Below are 15925 nucleotides of genomic sequence, written 5' to 3' on the forward strand. Positions count from 1 at the left end.
CAGATACAAAAAAACCCGGCTTAAAAGCCGGGTTTTTTCAGTCCGTAGACTTAAGCTTCGTCGGAAGCTTGCTTGGCTTCTTCAGCGGCAGCTGCATCGGCCTTGGCTTCCTTGATAGAAAGCTTGATACGTCCACGCTGGTCAACGTCGAGTACCTTAACCTTAATCTTCTCACCTTCACTCAGGTAATCAGTTACGGCATTTACGCGCTCTTCAGCGATCTGGGAGATATGCACCAGACCGTCTTTGCCCGGCAGGAAGTTAACGAACGCACCGAAGTCTACGATACGTACCACGGTACCTTCGTAGATGGCGCCAATCTCAGCTTCCGCAGTGATCTCCTCGATGCGGGTTACCGCCGCTTCCAGGCTCTCACCGTCTTCACCGAAGACTTTGATAGTGCCGTCATCTTCGATATCGATGGAGGCGCCGGTCTCTTCAGTGATGGAGCGGATAGTCGCACCGCCCTTACCGATCACGTCGCGGATCTTGTCCGGATGGATCTTCAGGGTCGCGTAGCGCGGTGCGTTCTCATTCACGGTGGTACGGGAAGAGTCGATCACCTTGTTCATTTCCGCGAGGATGTGCAGACGCGCGTGCAGAGCCTGCTCCAGAGCGGTCTCCATGATCTCTTCGGTAATACCTTCGATCTTGATGTCCATCTGCAGCGCGGTCACACCAGAGGCGGTACCCGCTACTTTGAAGTCCATATCGCCGAGGTGGTCCTCGTCACCGAGGATATCGGTCAGAACCGCGTAGCCTTCTTCTTCCTTCACCAGACCCATAGCGATACCGGCTACCGGTGCCTTCAGCGGAACACCCGCATCCATCAGCGCCAGGCTGGAACCACATACGGAAGCCATGGAGCTGGAACCGTTGGATTCAGTGATCTCGGAAACTACACGCACGGTGTAGGGGAAGCTATCCGGGCTCGGCAGAACTGCAGCGATACCGCGACGAGCGAGGCGGCCGTGACCGATCTCGCGACGACCGGTAGCACCTACACGACCCGCTTCACCTACAGAGTAGGGAGGGAAGTTGTAGTGCAGCATAAAGTAGTCTTTGCGCTCACCTTCCAGGGCGTCGATGATCTGTGCATCGCCAGTGGAACCGAGGGTAGCCACTACCAGAGCCTGGGTCTCACCACGGGTGAACAGCGCAGAGCCGTGGGACTTGGGCAGAGCGCCAACTTCCACAGCGATCGAACGTACAGTTTTGCTGTCGCGACCGTCGATACGGGGCTCGCCGCGAACGACAGCGCCGCGCACCAGCTTCTTCTCCAGCTTGCCGAAGTAGCTTTTTACCAGATCGGCGCTAATTTCTTCAGTAGCCAGGGCTTCAGCGGCTTCGCTGCGCAGTTCCGCCAGGCGGGTGCTGCGCTCTTGCTTGTTGGTGATGCGGTAGGCTTCGGCAACCTTTTCGCCAAACTGAGCGTCCAGGGCAGCTTTCAGCTCGGTGTTTTCCGCCGGAGCCTGCCAGTCCCACTGGGGCTTGCCCGCTTCCGCTTTCAGCTCTTCACAAACCTTGATAATGGCCTGCATTTCCTGGTGTGCGTAGAGTACGGCACCCAGCATGATGTCTTCCGGCAGCTCCTGGGCTTCGGACTCCACCATCAGTACGGCGTCTTTGGTACCGGCAACGACCATGTCCAGCTCGGAGGTCTTCAGAGCTTCGTAGCCCGGGTTCAGCAGGTAGCCGTCTTGCTGGGTGTAACCCACGCGCGCAGCACCGATTGGGCCTGCGAAAGGAATCCCGGAAACAGACAGCGCTGCGGAAGTGCCGATCATGGCAGCGATATCCGGGTCCATGTCCTTCTCAGCGGAGAGAACAGTACACATCACCTGAACTTCGTTCATAAAGCCGTTCGGGAACAGCGGGCGGATCGGGCGATCGATCAGACGGGAAGTCAGGGTTTCTTTTTCAGACGGGCGGCCTTCACGCTTGAAGAAACCACCGGGAATTTTGCCAGCCGCGTAGGCTTTTTCTTGATAGTGCACGGACAACGGGAAGAAGCCCTGATCTGGCTTGGCTTCTTTAGCGCCGACAACAGTACACAGGACGACAGTCTCTCCCATGCTAACCAGGGCAGCACCGGTAGCCTGGCGCGCGATACGGCCGGTCTCGATGGTGACTTGGTGTTGTCCGTATTGGAAAGTTTTGCTTACTGGATTCACTAGTTTTTTTCCTATTTCCTTACGGTTACTGGCCCATTCCAGTAACCCCTACAGTGGTTGCCTGGATAGAAGTTCCAAACCTTCAATCCAGAGCGATACGGGGATGTACCGCTACCGACCCGGGTGGCCGGTGCAAACGCAGCACATCCGCCGGGATATTTGCCCCTGGGGTTGTGTTGCGAAACTGCCGAAAAGTGACAACAGCGCCACTTTTCAGCAAGCATTAAAGAAGAAAGCCCGCCAGAGGCGGGCATTCCAGGGTCTTAGCGACGCAGGCCGAGCTTAGCGATCAGCTGTGCGTAACGGTTCAGATCCTTGCGCTTCAGGTAGTCCAGCAGCTTGCGACGCTGGTTTACCATGCGGATCAGACCACGGCGAGAGTGGTGATCCTGCTTGTGCGCAGAGAAGTGACCCTGCAGTTTGTTGATGTTGGCAGTCAGCAGGGCTACCTGGACTTCCGGAGAACCGGTGTCGCCTTCAGATTGGCCGTGCTCTTTCAGGATTGCTGCTTTTTCTACTGCAGACAGTGCCATAACGATTAACCTCGTCGTAATATGCTTTAAAAGATTCGGCTGGCCCGTGCATATTTACAGACCAGCTACTCACTGTTGTGGACTTAGTCCACTGCAATACTCTCACATCAACCGCTATCGGCTCTCACCAATATAGCGTTTTCTGCTTAAGTACTACTTACCAGACGCCGAGGCGCTACACACCCGTCGTCAGTAATTTCTCCTACGCCCAGAAAATCGCCATTTTCCAGGAAGAGGCGCACCATATCACCTTCTTCACCGATACGGTAGACCTGCAAATCCATTACCGGCTGCCCCTGACGCACATAGTAACCAGACTCGTCCGGAAGGGTGAGTTTGGGCAGCGAAGAGGCGGGAGAATCCACCGATAACAGGTGGTGATCCAACTCCTCCGCCATTCCCTCACCGCGCTCCTCGGTGAGCTCATCCAGAGTCACTGAATCGGCCTCGACGTAGGGACCGGCGGCGCTGCGGTGCAACTCTTCCACATAGGCACCGACACCCAGGGCCTGACCCAGGTCTTCGGCAATACTGCGAATATAAGTGCCCTTGGAGCAGTGAACCTCAACTTCTGCACGGGGCTGGGCGCCCGGTGTAAAGCTCAGCAGTTCAAATTCAAAAATCTCTACTTCCCGCGCCTCGCGCTCCACTTCCAAGCCCTGGCGCGCCAACTTATACAGCGGCTGCCCCTTGTGCTTGAGGGCCGAGTACATGGACGGCACTTGCTTGATAGGACCGCGAAAGGCTTCCATCGCTTTCAGCACGGCTTCTTCAGTCAAACCGGAAGCATCTTTAGTTTCCAGTACATCGCCATCGGCATCGCCACTAGCAGTGGTCATACCGAAAACAAAAGTACTGCGATAGCGCTTGTCCGCATCGAGTAGGTACTGGGAAAACTTGGTCGCTTCGCCGAAACAGATCGGCAACACGCCGGTTGCCAGGGGGTCCAGCGCTCCGGTGTGACCGGCGCGATTGGCGAAAAAGAGTCGTTTGGCTTTTTGCAGGGCGTCATTGGCGGTAATCCCGGCGGGCTTGTTCAATAACAGCACGCCGTGAACCGGCCGGCCCCATTTTGGTCTGCGGCCCATGGATTAATCTTCGTTGGAGTCGCTATCGTCGTCTTGGTGTTTGCGATCTTCTTTAACCGCCTTGTCGATCAGGGCAGACAGCGCCTGGCCGCGCACCGAGGTCTCGTCGTAGCGGAAGTGCAAACGGGGAATAGTGCGAATCTGGATTGCTCGCGCGAGCTGCGTGCGCAAAAAGCCGGCGGCTTTGTTCAGCACTTCGATAGAGGTATTAATTTTGCTGCGATCATCCTCACCCACCAGGGTGACAAAAACTTTAGCAACGGTTAAGTCGCGGCTGACTTCAACATCATTGACGTTGATCATACCCAGGCGAGGATCGCGAATCTCGTGTTGGATCAGCTGGGCCAGCTCGCGGCGCATGGCGTCGGCGACGCGGTCTGCGCGATGAAATTCTCTTGCCATTGTTTACCTATTGAGAATGGCGGTTTAAAGACAGGAAAACCCGCACGGCTAACGCCGCGCGGGTTTATCCTCGATCCGCTGCGGAACTCCTTAGAGTTCGCGAGCAACCTTAACGATATCGTAAACTTCGATCTGGTCACCGGACTTAACGTCGTTGTAGTCCTTAACCCCGATACCACACTCCATGCCGTTGCGCACATCTTGCACATCGTCTTTGAAGCGACGCAGGGATTCCAGTTCACCCTGATAGATCACAACGTTGTCGCGCAGTACGCGGATCGGCTTGTTGCGGTAGACGGTACCTTCAGTAACCATACAACCGGCAATGGCGCCAAACTTCGGTGAGCGGAATACATCGCGAACCTGGGCAATACCCACGATTTCTTCACGTATTTCTGGATCAAGCATACCGGACAGCGCCTGCTTCACTTCGTCGAGCAGGTTGTAGATCACGCTGTAGTAACGAATCTCTACGCCTTCTGTCTCAGCAACCTTTCGGGCAGCCACATCAGCACGGGTGTTGAAGCCCAGTACGATAGCGCCGGAGGTCAGGGCCAGGTTGATATCGTTCTCGGCGATACCACCTACACCGCTGGACACGACGTTGACAGAAACTTCTTCGTTGCCGATATCCGCCAATGCGCCCAGGATAGCTTCCAGGGAGCCGCGAACGTCCGCTTTGATAACAACCGGCAGTACTTTGCGCTCGCCGGCTTCCATGTTCGCAAACATGTTTTCCAGCTTGGCTGCCTGCTGGCGCTGCATGCGCTCGCGACGCTCTTTATCACCGCGCTGTTCAGCTACCTCACGAGCTCTGCGCTCATCCGCAACCACCATGAACTCGTCACCGGCGTTGGGTGTGGTGTCCAAACCCAGCAGCTCAACCGGAGTTGAAGGGCCAGCTTCTTTAACCTGCTTGCCCAGCTCGTTGGTCATGGCGCGAACACGGCCGTAGCTCTGGCCTGCCAGTACGATATCGCCGCGCTTCAGCTCGCCGTTCTGTACCAGCAGGGTCGCCACAACACCGCGACCTTTTTCCAGGCGGGATTCGATCACAACACCTGTTGCCGGTACCTTGACCTTGGCCTTCAGCTCCAGCATCTCTGCTTGCAGAGAAATCGCTTCCAGCAGGTCGTCGATGCCTTCACCAGTGTGTGCAGACACATTGATAAACTGGGTATCACCGCCCCAGTCTTCAGGAATTACATCTTTCGCAGCCAGCTCGTTTTTAACACGATCGGGATCGGCAGCTTCTTTATCGCACTTGTTGATTGCAACAACCAGCGGTACACCGGCAGCGCGGGCGTGGTTCACAGCTTCTTCAGTCTGCGGCATCACACCGTCGTCAGCAGCCACTACCAGGATAACTACGTCAGTTGCCTGGGCCCCACGGGCGCGCATTGCGGTAAAGGCGGCGTGTCCCGGGGTATCCAGGAAAGCGATCTCGCCCTGGCTGGTTTTCACACGGTAAGCACCGATGTGCTGGGTAATACCACCGGCCTCACCGGAAGCCACCTTGGTCTTACGGATGTAGTCCAGCAGGGAGGTTTTACCGTGGTCAACGTGACCCATAACGGTAACTACCGGTGCGCGGGACACCTCAGTGCCCTCACTGGACTGGGTCTCGGCAACCAGCGCTTCCTCCAGCTCGCTTTCAGAGCGGAATACCACCTTGTGGCCCATCTCTTCGATGATCAGCTGCGCAGTTTCACGGTCCAGGCTCTGGTTGATAGTAACCATCTCGCCCATTTTCATCAGGCGCTTGATCAGGTCACCGGCTTTCACATTCATCTGTTTGGCCAGCTCGCCAACAGTGATGGTTTCGCCCAACTGTACTTCGTACACCTGTTTCTCCGTGGGCCTTTTAAAGCCGTGCGTAGGTTTAACCTTCAAGGTCGGACGAGACAGGGAGCGCGTGCTGCGCTTGGATGCTTCGTCTTCCTCAAATACTTCCAGCGCCTGTTCGTACAGAGCGGTTTTGCTGGATTTTTTCGGGCCGGACTTGGAGCGGCGACCGCGACGCTTACGCGGCTCGTCCTCAGAGCGATCAGCTTCAGCGGGGGCAGTGGATGCTGCCTCCAGCTTGCGACGCAGAGCTGGCTTGACCTCAGTGGTCTTCTCAGCACTTTTTGCCGGTGCTGGCTTAGCCTTGGCTGTCTGTGCAGCTTGTGCAGCTTTCTCTTTCTTTTCCTGGGCTGCGCGTCGGTCAGCTTCTACTTTAGCTTTCTTCTCTTCAAGTTCACGCTTTTCCTGCTCAGCCTGCTGCTTGCGACGCTCCATCGCGGCAATACGCATTGCCTCGATATCGTCGGAGTAGCTTGAGCGGATTGGTGCGGCGGGCTCTGCCTTTTTCACTACGTTTTCCGCGGTCTTATCCTCTGATTTAGCCGCATCTTGATCGGCTTTTACTTCATTGTTTGCTTTCGCTTCGGCTTCAGCCTTGGCTTTTGCTTCTGCTTCGGCCTTGGCTTTCGCTTCGGCTTCAGCCTTGGCTTTCGCCTCGGCTTCGGCTTTGGCTTTGGCTAGCGCCTCTTCTTCCGCCGCTAGGCGTGCAGCTTCTGCCTCGGCTTCTGCGCGAGCGCGTTCGGCTTCGGCCTCCAGTCTTTCCTGCTCATTTTGCAGGGCATCGACTGCCGCTTCCTGCTCGGGGCTGCTCGATTCTTCGCCTGCCGCTACGGTTTCAAGCTCAGCTTGAGGGCGCTTCACATAAGTGCGCTTCTTGCGCACTTCCACATTCACAGTCTTGCGGCCGGTGCCAGAGCCAGTCTTCAGCGTGCTTGTGGTTTTGCGCTTCAAGGTGATCTTGCGCGGCGCGGCGCCCTGCTCCCCGTGACTGCTTTTCAGGAAACTGAGCAAGACCTGCTTTTCCTCGTCTGACACCACTGCATCCACAGAGGTGTGAGGCAAACCCGCTTCTTTCATCTGCTTGAGCAGACGGTCTTCGGTGGCACCAACCGATTTGGCGAGTTCACTAACTGTTACTTCGGCCATTCTCTCTCCTAAAAGTCACTTGGTCGGAGGGGGTTACTTATACGTAAGTTATTTTTCGCTGCACTTAAGCTTCTTCGCCGCTGTCATCGGCAAACCAGGGCTCACGCGCCTTCATAATCAGCGCTGCAGCGCGCTCCTGGTCGAGACCTTCGATATCCAGCAGGTCATCGACAGCCTGCTCTGCCAGGTCTTCCATCGTGGAAATACCACGGCTGGCCAGTTGGAATGCCAGCTGGCGCTCCATACCGTCCATATTCAAAAGGTCTTCCTGGGGCTCAGACGCATCCAGCTTCTCTTCGGATGCCAGCGCTTGGGTCAACAGGGTGTCCTTGGCGCGGGCGCGCAGCTCCTCAGCGATATCCTCATCGAAGCCCTCAATTGCGAGCATCTCTTCGATGGGTACATAAGCTACTTCTTCCAGAGAGGCGAAGCCCTCTTCAACCAGTACACCAGCAACGTCTTCATCGATATCCAGGCGATCCATAAACACCTGCATGATGGAGCTGGACTCGGCTTCCTGCTTGCTCTGCCACTCGTCACTGCTCATGACATTGATCTGCCACTGGGTCAGCTCGGAGGCCAAGCGCACATTCTGGCCGCTGCGGCCGATAGCCATTGCGAGGTTTTCCTCTGCCACGGCTACGTCCATAGAACCAGTGTCTTCGTCGACTACGATGGATTCAATTTCTGCTGGCGCCATCGCATTGATAACGAACTGAGCGGGGTTTTCGTCCCATAGAACGATATCTACGCGCTCGCCAGACAGCTCGTTGGATACCGCCTGAACACGCGCGCCGCGCATGCCCACACAAGCACCCACCGGGTCGATGCGACCGTCGTTGGTATTTACAGCGATTTTTGCACGCAGACCGGGATCGCGGGCCGCGCCTTTAATTTCGATTACCTGCTCGGAAATTTCCGGCACTTCAATGCGGAACAATTCGACAATCATTTCCGGGCAGGAGCGGCTCAGCATCAGCTGGGGGCCGCGGGCTTCCGGTTGGATTTCCAACAGGATTGCGCGCACGCGATCACCGAGTCGGAAAATTTCGCGACCAACCAGCTGATCGCGGGGCAGGCGCGCTTCGGCATTATTACCCAGGTCTACAGCGATAAAGTCGCGGGTCACCTTCTTCACAGTGCCGCTAACCATTTCGCCAACGCGATCGCGGTACTCGTCTACAACTTTGGCGCGCTCGGCTTCACGTACCTTTTGTACGATGACCTGCTTTGCGGTCTGTGCGGCGATGCGTCCAAATTCTACATTTTCCACCTGCTCGCGGAAAACGTCACCTGCTTTCAGGTCAGCATCTTTTTCGTGGGCTTCTTCCAGGGTGAACTGGGTACCCAACTCAGCCAAGACTTCATCACCGACCACTTCCCAGCTGCGGAAAGTCTCGTAATCGCCTGAACGACGATCAATGATAACCTCAATGGTTGAATCTTCGTCGTAGCGCTTCTTCGTGGCCGTTGCCAATGCCGCTTCGATGGCCTGGAAAATAATCTCCTGGTCAACGCCCTTCTCGTTGGATACCGCCTCGGCTACCAGCAAGATCTCTTTGTTCATGCAACTGTGCCTCAAAATCGCCTGAGCTCAGGCTCCTACAGGTTATTTGGTAAATTGGGGAATGATATTTGCTTTTTCGATACTGTCGATCGGCAAAAGGTATTCGTTTTCACTATCTACACGCAGAACCACTTCATCACCCTCTACACCGGCCAGCAGTCCGCGCCACTTACGCTGCCCATCCAGAGGCATACGCAGGCGAACTTCAATCTGGGCGCCGATAAAGCGCTCGTACTGGGCCAGCTTATAAAGAGGGCGGTCGAGCCCTGGGGAAGAGACTTCAAGTGTGTACTTACTACTGATGGGATCTTCCACATCCAGTACAGCACTGGATTGGCGGCTCACTTTCTCGCAATCCTCAACGGAAATACCGTTTTCGGAGTCGATATAAATGCGCAGCAGCGCGTTGCGACCGTGGGTTTGGTACTCAATACCCCACAACTCACACCCCAGCGATGCCACCACCGGCGCCAGAAGCTCTTCCAGCAATTCGCGTTTGCTCGCCATTCTCGTCACCACATACAAAAAATGGGCCTACGGCCCACTTCGAAAAATATCTGCAACTTTTCTTGCAGATACGAAAAAGCCCCTGACGGGGCTTTGACCGCACATTCGCGCAGTCAGTGTGCACGAATGCAAAATTTGGTAGCGGGGGCAGGATTTGAACCTACGACCTTCGGGTTATGAGCCCGACGAGCTACCAGGCTGCTCCACCCCGCAACAACGAAAGCGCAATCAAAGTTTCCCTAAGGAAAGTTGGTAGCGGGGGCAGGATTTGAACCTACGACCTTCGGGTTATGAGCCCGACGAGCTACCAGGCTGCTCCACCCCGCAACAACAAATGCGCAATCAAATATTTTACCCGAAGGTAAAATTGGTAGCGGGGGCAGGATTTGAACCTACGACCTTCGGGTTATGAGCCCGACGAGCTACCAGGCTGCTCCACCCCGCAACAACTCCAAGAAACAAAGCCTGGTTGATCTTTGTTTCCCTGCGGTGGGACCTGCCCAACCACTCAAGAGGCTGCGCATTCTATTGGTGCTGACCCGGTGAGTCAAGCCGTAATTGGCATTTGTTTTCACCGAGGGGTTAAAGCCGTCTCTACCATCTCGCAAATCAGTATAGAAAAGGAAGAAAATCCCGCAAGCAGGCCACTTCCATATACCGTCTTCTTTCTTGCACATGTACTTTTTATAAAAAGAACGAAGAGTAAAACTCTCTTAACAAGCCTCTGAATAAGCTAGCGAGTTAACTGGTGCACTATTGCTTTTCGAATTGGGGGAAAGCGATCACTGACTCGCAACACCATTTTGCGCAGCAACTTGGCCGGCAGGCGATCGTCGGTAAACAAATCCACCACCCTATTAGTTCCAGAGTAAATCGGCTTGGATTCAACCCGGTGCAGCATCTGGTAACGGGCCAAGGCCCGAGTCAGCTTGGCCGGGTTATATAGACGGCTAACACTATCCAGTTGGCGGGCCAAAGTATCCGCACCGGCCAAGCCCAAATTAAATCCATGTGCGGTCACTGGATGCATCCCCACAGCGGCATCTCCCACCAAGGCAAAGCGCTCAGTGAAAAAGTGATGTGCGTATACCGCAACCAATGGATAACAGTGGCGCTCACCAAAAGCTTCGACACCGCCGAGCTGGGACGCGCTTTCGCGGGATACGTGCCCGGCAAACTCTTCATTACCCATCGCCATAATCTGGGCAGAGAGGCTGGCGGGAACAGTAACCACGGCCGATGAAATATTTGCCTTGGGCAAAGGTAACAGCGCCAGTGTCGAGCCGTAGCGGAAACACTCCCGGGCAATACCATCATGGGGTAATTCGGTGCGTACAGGGCCGACAATCGCCACTCGGCCAAAGTCGCGCATATCGGCGCCAATGCCCGCCATGCGCCGCACTTCAGAAAAACGGCTGTCGGCTGCAACCACCAGGGAAGCGCGCATGCCCTCCCCCTCTGCTAACTCAAGATGACGCATAGCACCGCTCAATGTCATCCCAGTAACAGTCGAGTTATCGAGCAGCGTTATATTCTCAGTCTCCAAAACTGTCTCATATAAGATTCGCCGGATTGCAGAGTTGGAGACAATAAAACCCAGAGGCCCCCTCTCTCCCGGGCTAAAGTGGAGTGTCGAAGGGGAATTGCCGTCGACTACTTCGGCAGCATTTAGCGGGCTAATCTCTTCCGGGGATAATCTCTGCCAAGCCCCCAATTCCTGCAGCAGCTTGTAGGATTTGTGTGTCAGGGCAATCTCGCGGCCATCATCAACGGGAGCGGACAGCGCCGACTTATCCTGACGCTCAATAATTGCCACCTGACACCCTTTGCGGGCGAGCATCACCGCCAAGGAAAGCCCCGCCGGTCCAGCACCTACGATAGCTACATCGGACTCCGTCATTTTCACACCCCTGATTTGCACGCAACAAATACAAGTCACTCTAGTGACTCACACCCGGGATAAACTGATCCAGATCAGGTTAAAGCCAATCCCAAGCCGCTCTACAGAGGTATAAATTGGTGAACTTTAGGGGTATAAAATATCACGCCCGCCACCAGCGCTTCCGAAAAAACTGGAGCACCATGGAGTTCAAATATGGAACTTAAAATTCATTTCATTAACGCTTTTACCGACAAAGTCTTTCACGGAAATTCAGCCGGAGTTGTTGTTACCGAGGATTGGCTGGAAGAAAATTTAATGCAGTCCATCGCTGCAGAAAATAATCTTTCCGAAACCGCATTCCTGGTAAAACGCCCAGATACCAGTTATGGAATTCGCTGGTTTTCACCGTTAACGGAAATTGATTTTTGTGGACATGCCACCCTGGCCTCAGCCCAGGTTCTTTTTTCTCAAACCCCTCAATGCAAGCAACTGCAGCTCCATGCGACAGCTGTGGGCAAAATGACAATAAACCGAGGAGAAAATGGAATTATTTCCATGGACTTCCCACGAAGGGAGCCACAACCCATAGATCGCATACCGCCGGAATTACTGGAGGGGCTTTCAATAACACCAAGTCAAGTGTTACTTAACAACCAAGCTTACTTTGCCATCTACAATAGTGAGCGAGAAGTATTGGATGTACAGCAGGATGCGAGCAGCCTGCGAAAGCTCGCCCCCTACGATGTGGTCGTCACGGCAAAATCCGATAAGTACGATTTTGTCTCCCGATATTTCTGGCCATCCAATGGTGGCGCCGAAGATCCGGTGACCGGTTCTATTCACACAGGGCTCGCCCCTTACTGGTCACAAATTCTGGATAAGAAAGAGCTGATCGCCTATCAAGCCTCCAAGCGCGGCGGCCTGCTGAATTGCACCATCGCCGGGGACAGGGTCATTATCTCAGGCAAAGCAGTACCCTATTTGAGTGGGAGCATACGGGTTTGATACCCCAAATACCCACCGAAACATCCAAAGTAAATCACAATTTCCCCAATTACGATAAGTACAACTAAACAGAGGAGCGTTGAACAATGGAACAAAAAGGATCGTGCCTATGTGGCACTATTAACTTCGAAATTGAAGGTGACTTTGGTGGCTTCTTCCTTTGCCACTGTAGTTACTGCCGCAAAGATACCGGTTCAGCTCATGCCGCAAACCTATTCTTCGCATCAGCCAAACTTGAATGGCTATCCGGTGCAGAACAAGTCAAAACCTTTAAGCTGGCAGGGACAAGGCACAGCAAAAGCTTTTGCAATCAATGCGGTTCCGCAGTGCCACGAGAAGATCCTGAAGTCGGCCTCTTAGCTGTTCCCGCTGGCAGTCTGGATCACCCAATAGATGTAAGGCCAAACGCCCATATCTTTATGGCCAGTAAAGCCGAGTGGGACCGGGAACTGGAAACCGTACCTAAAGTAGACAAACTACCCCAGGTGGCCAGTGCGGACTCTGAATAGACCTATTAATGATGGCTTTACTCGACCACAGTTGCTGCGATGATAAGGTTTCTCGCAGCAACTGAAGATCACATAGAGAAAATTAGCCGGGATGACCGTCAACGCGCGGCTGGAATAGCACCGGGGTGTAATACAGCAGGAAAAGCGTATAACCGACTACCCAGGCAATAATTGCTGCGAGCAAACCACTTGGGGCCGGAGCCCAAAAAACACGTGCGAGAGCAGACAGCGCCAGGGCCATAAAAGCCAGGGGCATCAAGCGCGGCGCCTTCAATATCCGACCTGTGTGGCCGAGACTGACGCGACTGGTCATAGACAAGATCAACCCGCCGATACCGCCAACGGCAAATGCGTGCAAGGCGGGACTCTGCCAGGAAGGGGCGATTTGGCTCCAGGCCAGAGCCGCGAGAAAACATCCCAAAATAACCAACCAGTAACTCACATGCAGAGACCAAACCATCGGTTCTGCCCATATTTTTGTCGGGTGCCAGCGAACTACCCGGATCACCTGCAAAATACCCAGAGAGACCGCAAAAAAGGCCCAAACCATTTGCGGCAAACCAACAGCCACCGACAGTAACAAGCCCACCGCGGCAATATGGGTACCCCACTCTACAGCCGGTATCTTATCCCTTGGGCTCAAGTGAAAGCGGCGCGCCGTAAAGAACGGTATAACCCGCCCGCCGATTATCAAAATAATCGCCGTCACCAACAGCAGAGCCAGCAAGGCGATTCGGCTCTGTGCCCCTGGCAGCAACCAGTGGCTAGCGGACAATGCAGCAAACATCAGCATCGCAGGCAATACAAACATATTTCGCCACTGCTTGGTTCGCAACACCCTGGCTCCGAGCAAAAACGCTGAGAACAGGAAAAAGGAGACTTCAGCAATCACCGGCATCCAAATAGGGACCGCCGCCAACAGGTAACCCAAACGGGCCAAGAGCCACAGGCCGACCAAAGCAATAAGTTGGGTTCCCTTTGGCGAGGGGATTCCGGTCCAGGTTTGCATGGCAGTGCCGAGAAAACCTACAACAACAGTAGCCGCGAACCCGAACAGCATCTCATGAGAGTGCCAGACTACCCCCATTCGAAAAGCCGGCATCTGCCAACCGAATAACTGCCCCTGCCAGATAACCAGGGCAACCATACTCCACAGAGCAGCTCCCCAGAAAAAAGGGCGAAACGGCATACGCCAAATAGGTGCAATAGACTCCGCGCGCGCGCGGTCAACGATAGGTATCAAAATCCATTCTCCTTACCAACTACGGGAACACCGGGCTCCCTACACAAATAATTCGCAGTACAAGACCACCCCGACAGGCCTGCTTTGCTTGGAGAATCAAAGGCGTCCTAAAAAAAGCAGGACACAGGGGTTTATCTGTCCGGCGGCGCCGCAACCTAGGCAAAAGCGCCGACTTTTCAGTCATCCGCATCAGTGCGGGATATCGCCCGAGATTCCATTTCCAGGGATTGGGAAAGAGCCCTATTCTCACTCAATTAACAAAAATAGTTAACAAAAAAATGAGTAGTCTGTGAATTATTCTAACTGGGGTGAAGAATCTTTTTCTGTGTAGATAACCTGAAAAAACCACACGTTTTATAGGGTTATTTCTATTTTCAGGAAAAACTGGGCAAAGGTGAAGTGGACTTGAAGTATCTCACAAGTTTACTCAGATTGGGAAGCACTTCCATTTACAGAAATATACACGGAGCCACCAATAAACAAACACTCAACCAGGAATAAAGCTTGAACCTATTTCCCTAGTAATTCAGTACTTATCTCCCATATAAAATCCATTAAGTTTTCACCATAATTTTATATGGCAATCATCACACGGTGCCCAGTGCCGGTAAGATACAGCCTAAGTTAGAGATTTACGCCAGCCTGTGCAGTGGAGGAATTATGCCCATATCAGGCCATCTTATCGCGGCATCAACCTTACTATTCTGCTGCCAGGCCCTCGCAACCAACACTTATATCCTGTCACAACAGGGTATTGGCAATCGGGCTATAGGGGACCAAAGCGACCCAACCATCATTAACAATCTCATCATGCAAACACAAGGTGGTGAATTTAATAATGTGGTGGCTCAGCAATCCAACGGCAATACTGAAGGATCTATTATCCAGTTGCAGAGAGGCGTATCAAACGAGCTAATGTCAGTTCAATCCAGCAGCCTGGGCAGCACGACATCAGTCTCCCAGCTTAATGTTCTCAACAAGGCCGAAACCTCACAGACAAGTACACTGTTTAGCACTATAAGCATCAGTCAGGAACAATCCCTAAATCAAATTACGAGCATACAAAACCTTTCCACTGGTACAACTGCTAACATCTCGCAGATAGGAACCCTAAATTTTTCGGAATCTATCCAAGATGATGTTGCTCTTAGTGATGTCTCTATTAGCCAGTTAGGTAATTTTAATAGAGCTGAGATTATCGATAAAGAAAGTGGCATAGCAAACTCTGCCAGTATTATCCAAAGTGGAAGCCAGAATATTGATACTAGAATTATCCTGATACAGTCTCTGGGAACCAATAATCAAATTCAACAATTTGGCAATAACAACACTGCCCGGATAACAAATACTAACGGCGCCTTTAATACCAACTCAATAGTACAACTTACAGATTCCAGTGCTACTAGCATCCAAACAAGCAACTCTATTCAGGGATTTAACAGTTCCATCCAGCAAGGACAGAGTAATCGCGCTTCTATAATTGTTAATCTTGCTCAAAACAACCAGGCCTTTACATCTCAAAGTGGAACAAACAACGGGTCCACAATCAACCAGATAAACATCAATAATTTTTCCGAGATAACACAAACAGGAACAAGTAATAGCGCCACGTCAATACAACTCGCTATTGAAGGGGCCAGTAGTGTTGTCACACAAAGTGGATCGGATAATAGTGCTGATATTAGTCAAAGTGGATCAGTCTCTGAGGCAGCTATAGACCAGGAATTTGATCAAAACACATTAATAGCCATTCAAGATGGCTTTAGTGCAAGACTACAGTTGCTGCAACAAGGCCTACAGAATCAAGTAAGTTCAACGCAGTCTGGTTATATTGATGATGCGGACATCATTCAACTGGGTGAGCTAAACACTATCAATCTCACTCAAACCGGCAGCTTTAATAGTGCAGAGCTACTACAACTAGGTACAGACAACTTTCTCCAGGTAATTCAATTGAGTTTTGGTGCTACTATCTCCATTTCACAGATTGGCAGTAACAATTCTGCGATATACATACAGTAGAG

The 15925-nt window shown here is 53.0% G+C and carries 12 protein-coding genes and 3 tRNA genes; 3 read left to right on the forward strand and 12 right to left on the reverse strand.

The window, feature by feature from the left end; translation table 11 throughout:
• Window positions 1-50: 50 nt before the first annotated feature.
• The 11 genes from pnp to ubiM all read right to left on the reverse strand — a co-directional run bounded on the left by pnp (window position 51) and on the right by ubiM (window position 11162).
• Complete coding sequence (gene pnp, locus ACJJIQ_RS15945; protein ID WP_444911446.1) at window positions 51-2174, reverse strand: polyribonucleotide nucleotidyltransferase; 2124 nt, start codon at window positions 2172-2174, stop codon at window positions 51-53.
• A gap of 263 nt (window positions 2175-2437) precedes the next feature.
• A complete protein-coding gene (gene rpsO / locus ACJJIQ_RS15950) occupies window positions 2438-2707 on the reverse strand; it encodes a 30S ribosomal protein S15 (protein WP_252083174.1) in 270 nt (89 codons plus the stop codon).
• Window positions 2708-2853: 146 nt separating this feature from the next.
• On the reverse strand, window positions 2854-3795 hold the full coding sequence (gene truB, locus ACJJIQ_RS15955) for a tRNA pseudouridine(55) synthase TruB (protein ID WP_282931410.1): 942 nt from the start codon (window positions 3793-3795) through the stop codon (window positions 2854-2856).
• 3 nt (window positions 3796-3798) lie between these two features.
• Window positions 3799-4197, reverse strand: coding sequence for a 30S ribosome-binding factor RbfA (gene rbfA, locus ACJJIQ_RS15960; protein WP_108734361.1), 399 nt, complete (start codon window positions 4195-4197; stop codon window positions 3799-3801).
• A 90-nt stretch (window positions 4198-4287) separates the two neighbouring features.
• On the reverse strand, window positions 4288-7188 hold the full coding sequence (gene infB / locus ACJJIQ_RS15965; protein WP_445362413.1) for a translation initiation factor IF-2: 2901 nt from the start codon (window positions 7186-7188) through the stop codon (window positions 4288-4290).
• Window positions 7189-7252: 64 nt separating this feature from the next.
• Window positions 7253-8755 carry a transcription termination factor NusA gene (gene nusA, locus ACJJIQ_RS15970; protein ID WP_413663186.1) on the reverse strand — a complete coding sequence of 501 codons (1503 nt, stop codon included), beginning with the start codon at window positions 8753-8755 and terminating at the stop codon, window positions 7253-7255.
• A gap of 42 nt (window positions 8756-8797) precedes the next feature.
• Complete coding sequence (gene rimP, locus ACJJIQ_RS15975; RefSeq protein ID WP_108734364.1) at window positions 8798-9262, reverse strand: ribosome maturation factor RimP; 465 nt, start codon at window positions 9260-9262, stop codon at window positions 8798-8800.
• A 136-nt stretch (window positions 9263-9398) separates the two neighbouring features.
• Window positions 9399-9475: transfer RNA gene (locus ACJJIQ_RS15980), tRNA-Met, on the reverse strand.
• 37 nt (window positions 9476-9512) lie between these two features.
• Window positions 9513-9589, reverse strand: a tRNA-Met gene (locus ACJJIQ_RS15985).
• Window positions 9590-9630: 41 nt separating this feature from the next.
• A tRNA-Met gene (locus ACJJIQ_RS15990) sits at window positions 9631-9707 on the reverse strand.
• 288 nt (window positions 9708-9995) lie between these two features.
• On the reverse strand, window positions 9996-11162 hold the full coding sequence (ubiM, locus tag ACJJIQ_RS15995; RefSeq protein ID WP_445362414.1) for a 5-demethoxyubiquinol-8 5-hydroxylase UbiM: 1167 nt from the start codon (window positions 11160-11162) through the stop codon (window positions 9996-9998).
• 195 nt (window positions 11163-11357) lie between these two features.
• On the opposite strand from ubiM, the gene ACJJIQ_RS16000 reads away from it, so the two are divergent.
• Both ACJJIQ_RS16000 and ACJJIQ_RS16005 read left to right on the forward strand, forming a co-directional pair.
• Window positions 11358-12149, forward strand: coding sequence for a PhzF family protein (locus ACJJIQ_RS16000; RefSeq protein ID WP_445362415.1), 792 nt, complete (start codon window positions 11358-11360; stop codon window positions 12147-12149).
• A gap of 86 nt (window positions 12150-12235) precedes the next feature.
• Window positions 12236-12658, forward strand: a complete 423-nt coding sequence (locus ACJJIQ_RS16005) for a GFA family protein (protein ID WP_445362416.1) — start codon at window positions 12236-12238, stop codon at window positions 12656-12658.
• Between the two features lie 82 nt (window positions 12659-12740).
• Here ACJJIQ_RS16005 and ACJJIQ_RS16010 read toward each other — a convergent pair whose 3' ends face one another.
• Complete coding sequence (locus ACJJIQ_RS16010) at window positions 12741-13901, reverse strand: NnrS family protein (RefSeq protein WP_444907373.1); 1161 nt, start codon at window positions 13899-13901, stop codon at window positions 12741-12743.
• A 660-nt stretch (window positions 13902-14561) separates the two neighbouring features.
• On the opposite strand from ACJJIQ_RS16010, the gene ACJJIQ_RS16015 reads away from it, so the two are divergent.
• Window positions 14562-15923, forward strand: a complete 1362-nt coding sequence (locus ACJJIQ_RS16015; RefSeq protein WP_445362417.1) for a hypothetical protein — start codon at window positions 14562-14564, stop codon at window positions 15921-15923.
• The last annotated feature ends 2 nt before the right edge of the window (window positions 15924-15925 follow it).

Source organism: Microbulbifer maximicatervae (SeqCode) (genome assembly GCF_052468295.1).

Excerpts from the sequence above, each read along its gene's own strand:
- rpsO (WP_252083174.1), bottom strand. The coding sequence starts at position 2,707 with ATGGCACTGTCTGCAGTAGAAAAAGCAGCAATCCTGAAAGAGCACGGC.
- truB (WP_282931410.1), bottom strand. The coding sequence starts at position 3,795 with ATGGGCCGCAGACCAAAATGGGGCCGGCCGGTTCACGGCGTGCTGTTA.
- rbfA (WP_108734361.1), bottom strand. The coding sequence starts at position 4,197 with ATGGCAAGAGAATTTCATCGCGCAGACCGCGTCGCCGACGCCATGCGC.
- infB (WP_445362413.1), bottom strand. The coding sequence starts at position 7,188 with ATGGCCGAAGTAACAGTTAGTGAACTCGCCAAATCGGTTGGTGCCACC.
- nusA (WP_413663186.1), bottom strand. The coding sequence starts at position 8,755 with ATGAACAAAGAGATCTTGCTGGTAGCCGAGGCGGTATCCAACGAGAAG.
- rimP (WP_108734364.1), bottom strand. The coding sequence starts at position 9,262 with ATGGCGAGCAAACGCGAATTGCTGGAAGAGCTTCTGGCGCCGGTGGTG.
- ubiM (WP_445362414.1), bottom strand. The coding sequence starts at position 11,162 with ATGACGGAGTCCGATGTAGCTATCGTAGGTGCTGGACCGGCGGGGCTT.
- ACJJIQ_RS16000 (WP_445362415.1), top strand. The coding sequence starts at position 11,358 with ATGGAACTTAAAATTCATTTCATTAACGCTTTTACCGACAAAGTCTTT.
- ACJJIQ_RS16005 (WP_445362416.1), top strand. The coding sequence starts at position 12,236 with ATGGAACAAAAAGGATCGTGCCTATGTGGCACTATTAACTTCGAAATT.
- ACJJIQ_RS16015 (WP_445362417.1), top strand. The coding sequence starts at position 14,562 with ATGCCCATATCAGGCCATCTTATCGCGGCATCAACCTTACTATTCTGC.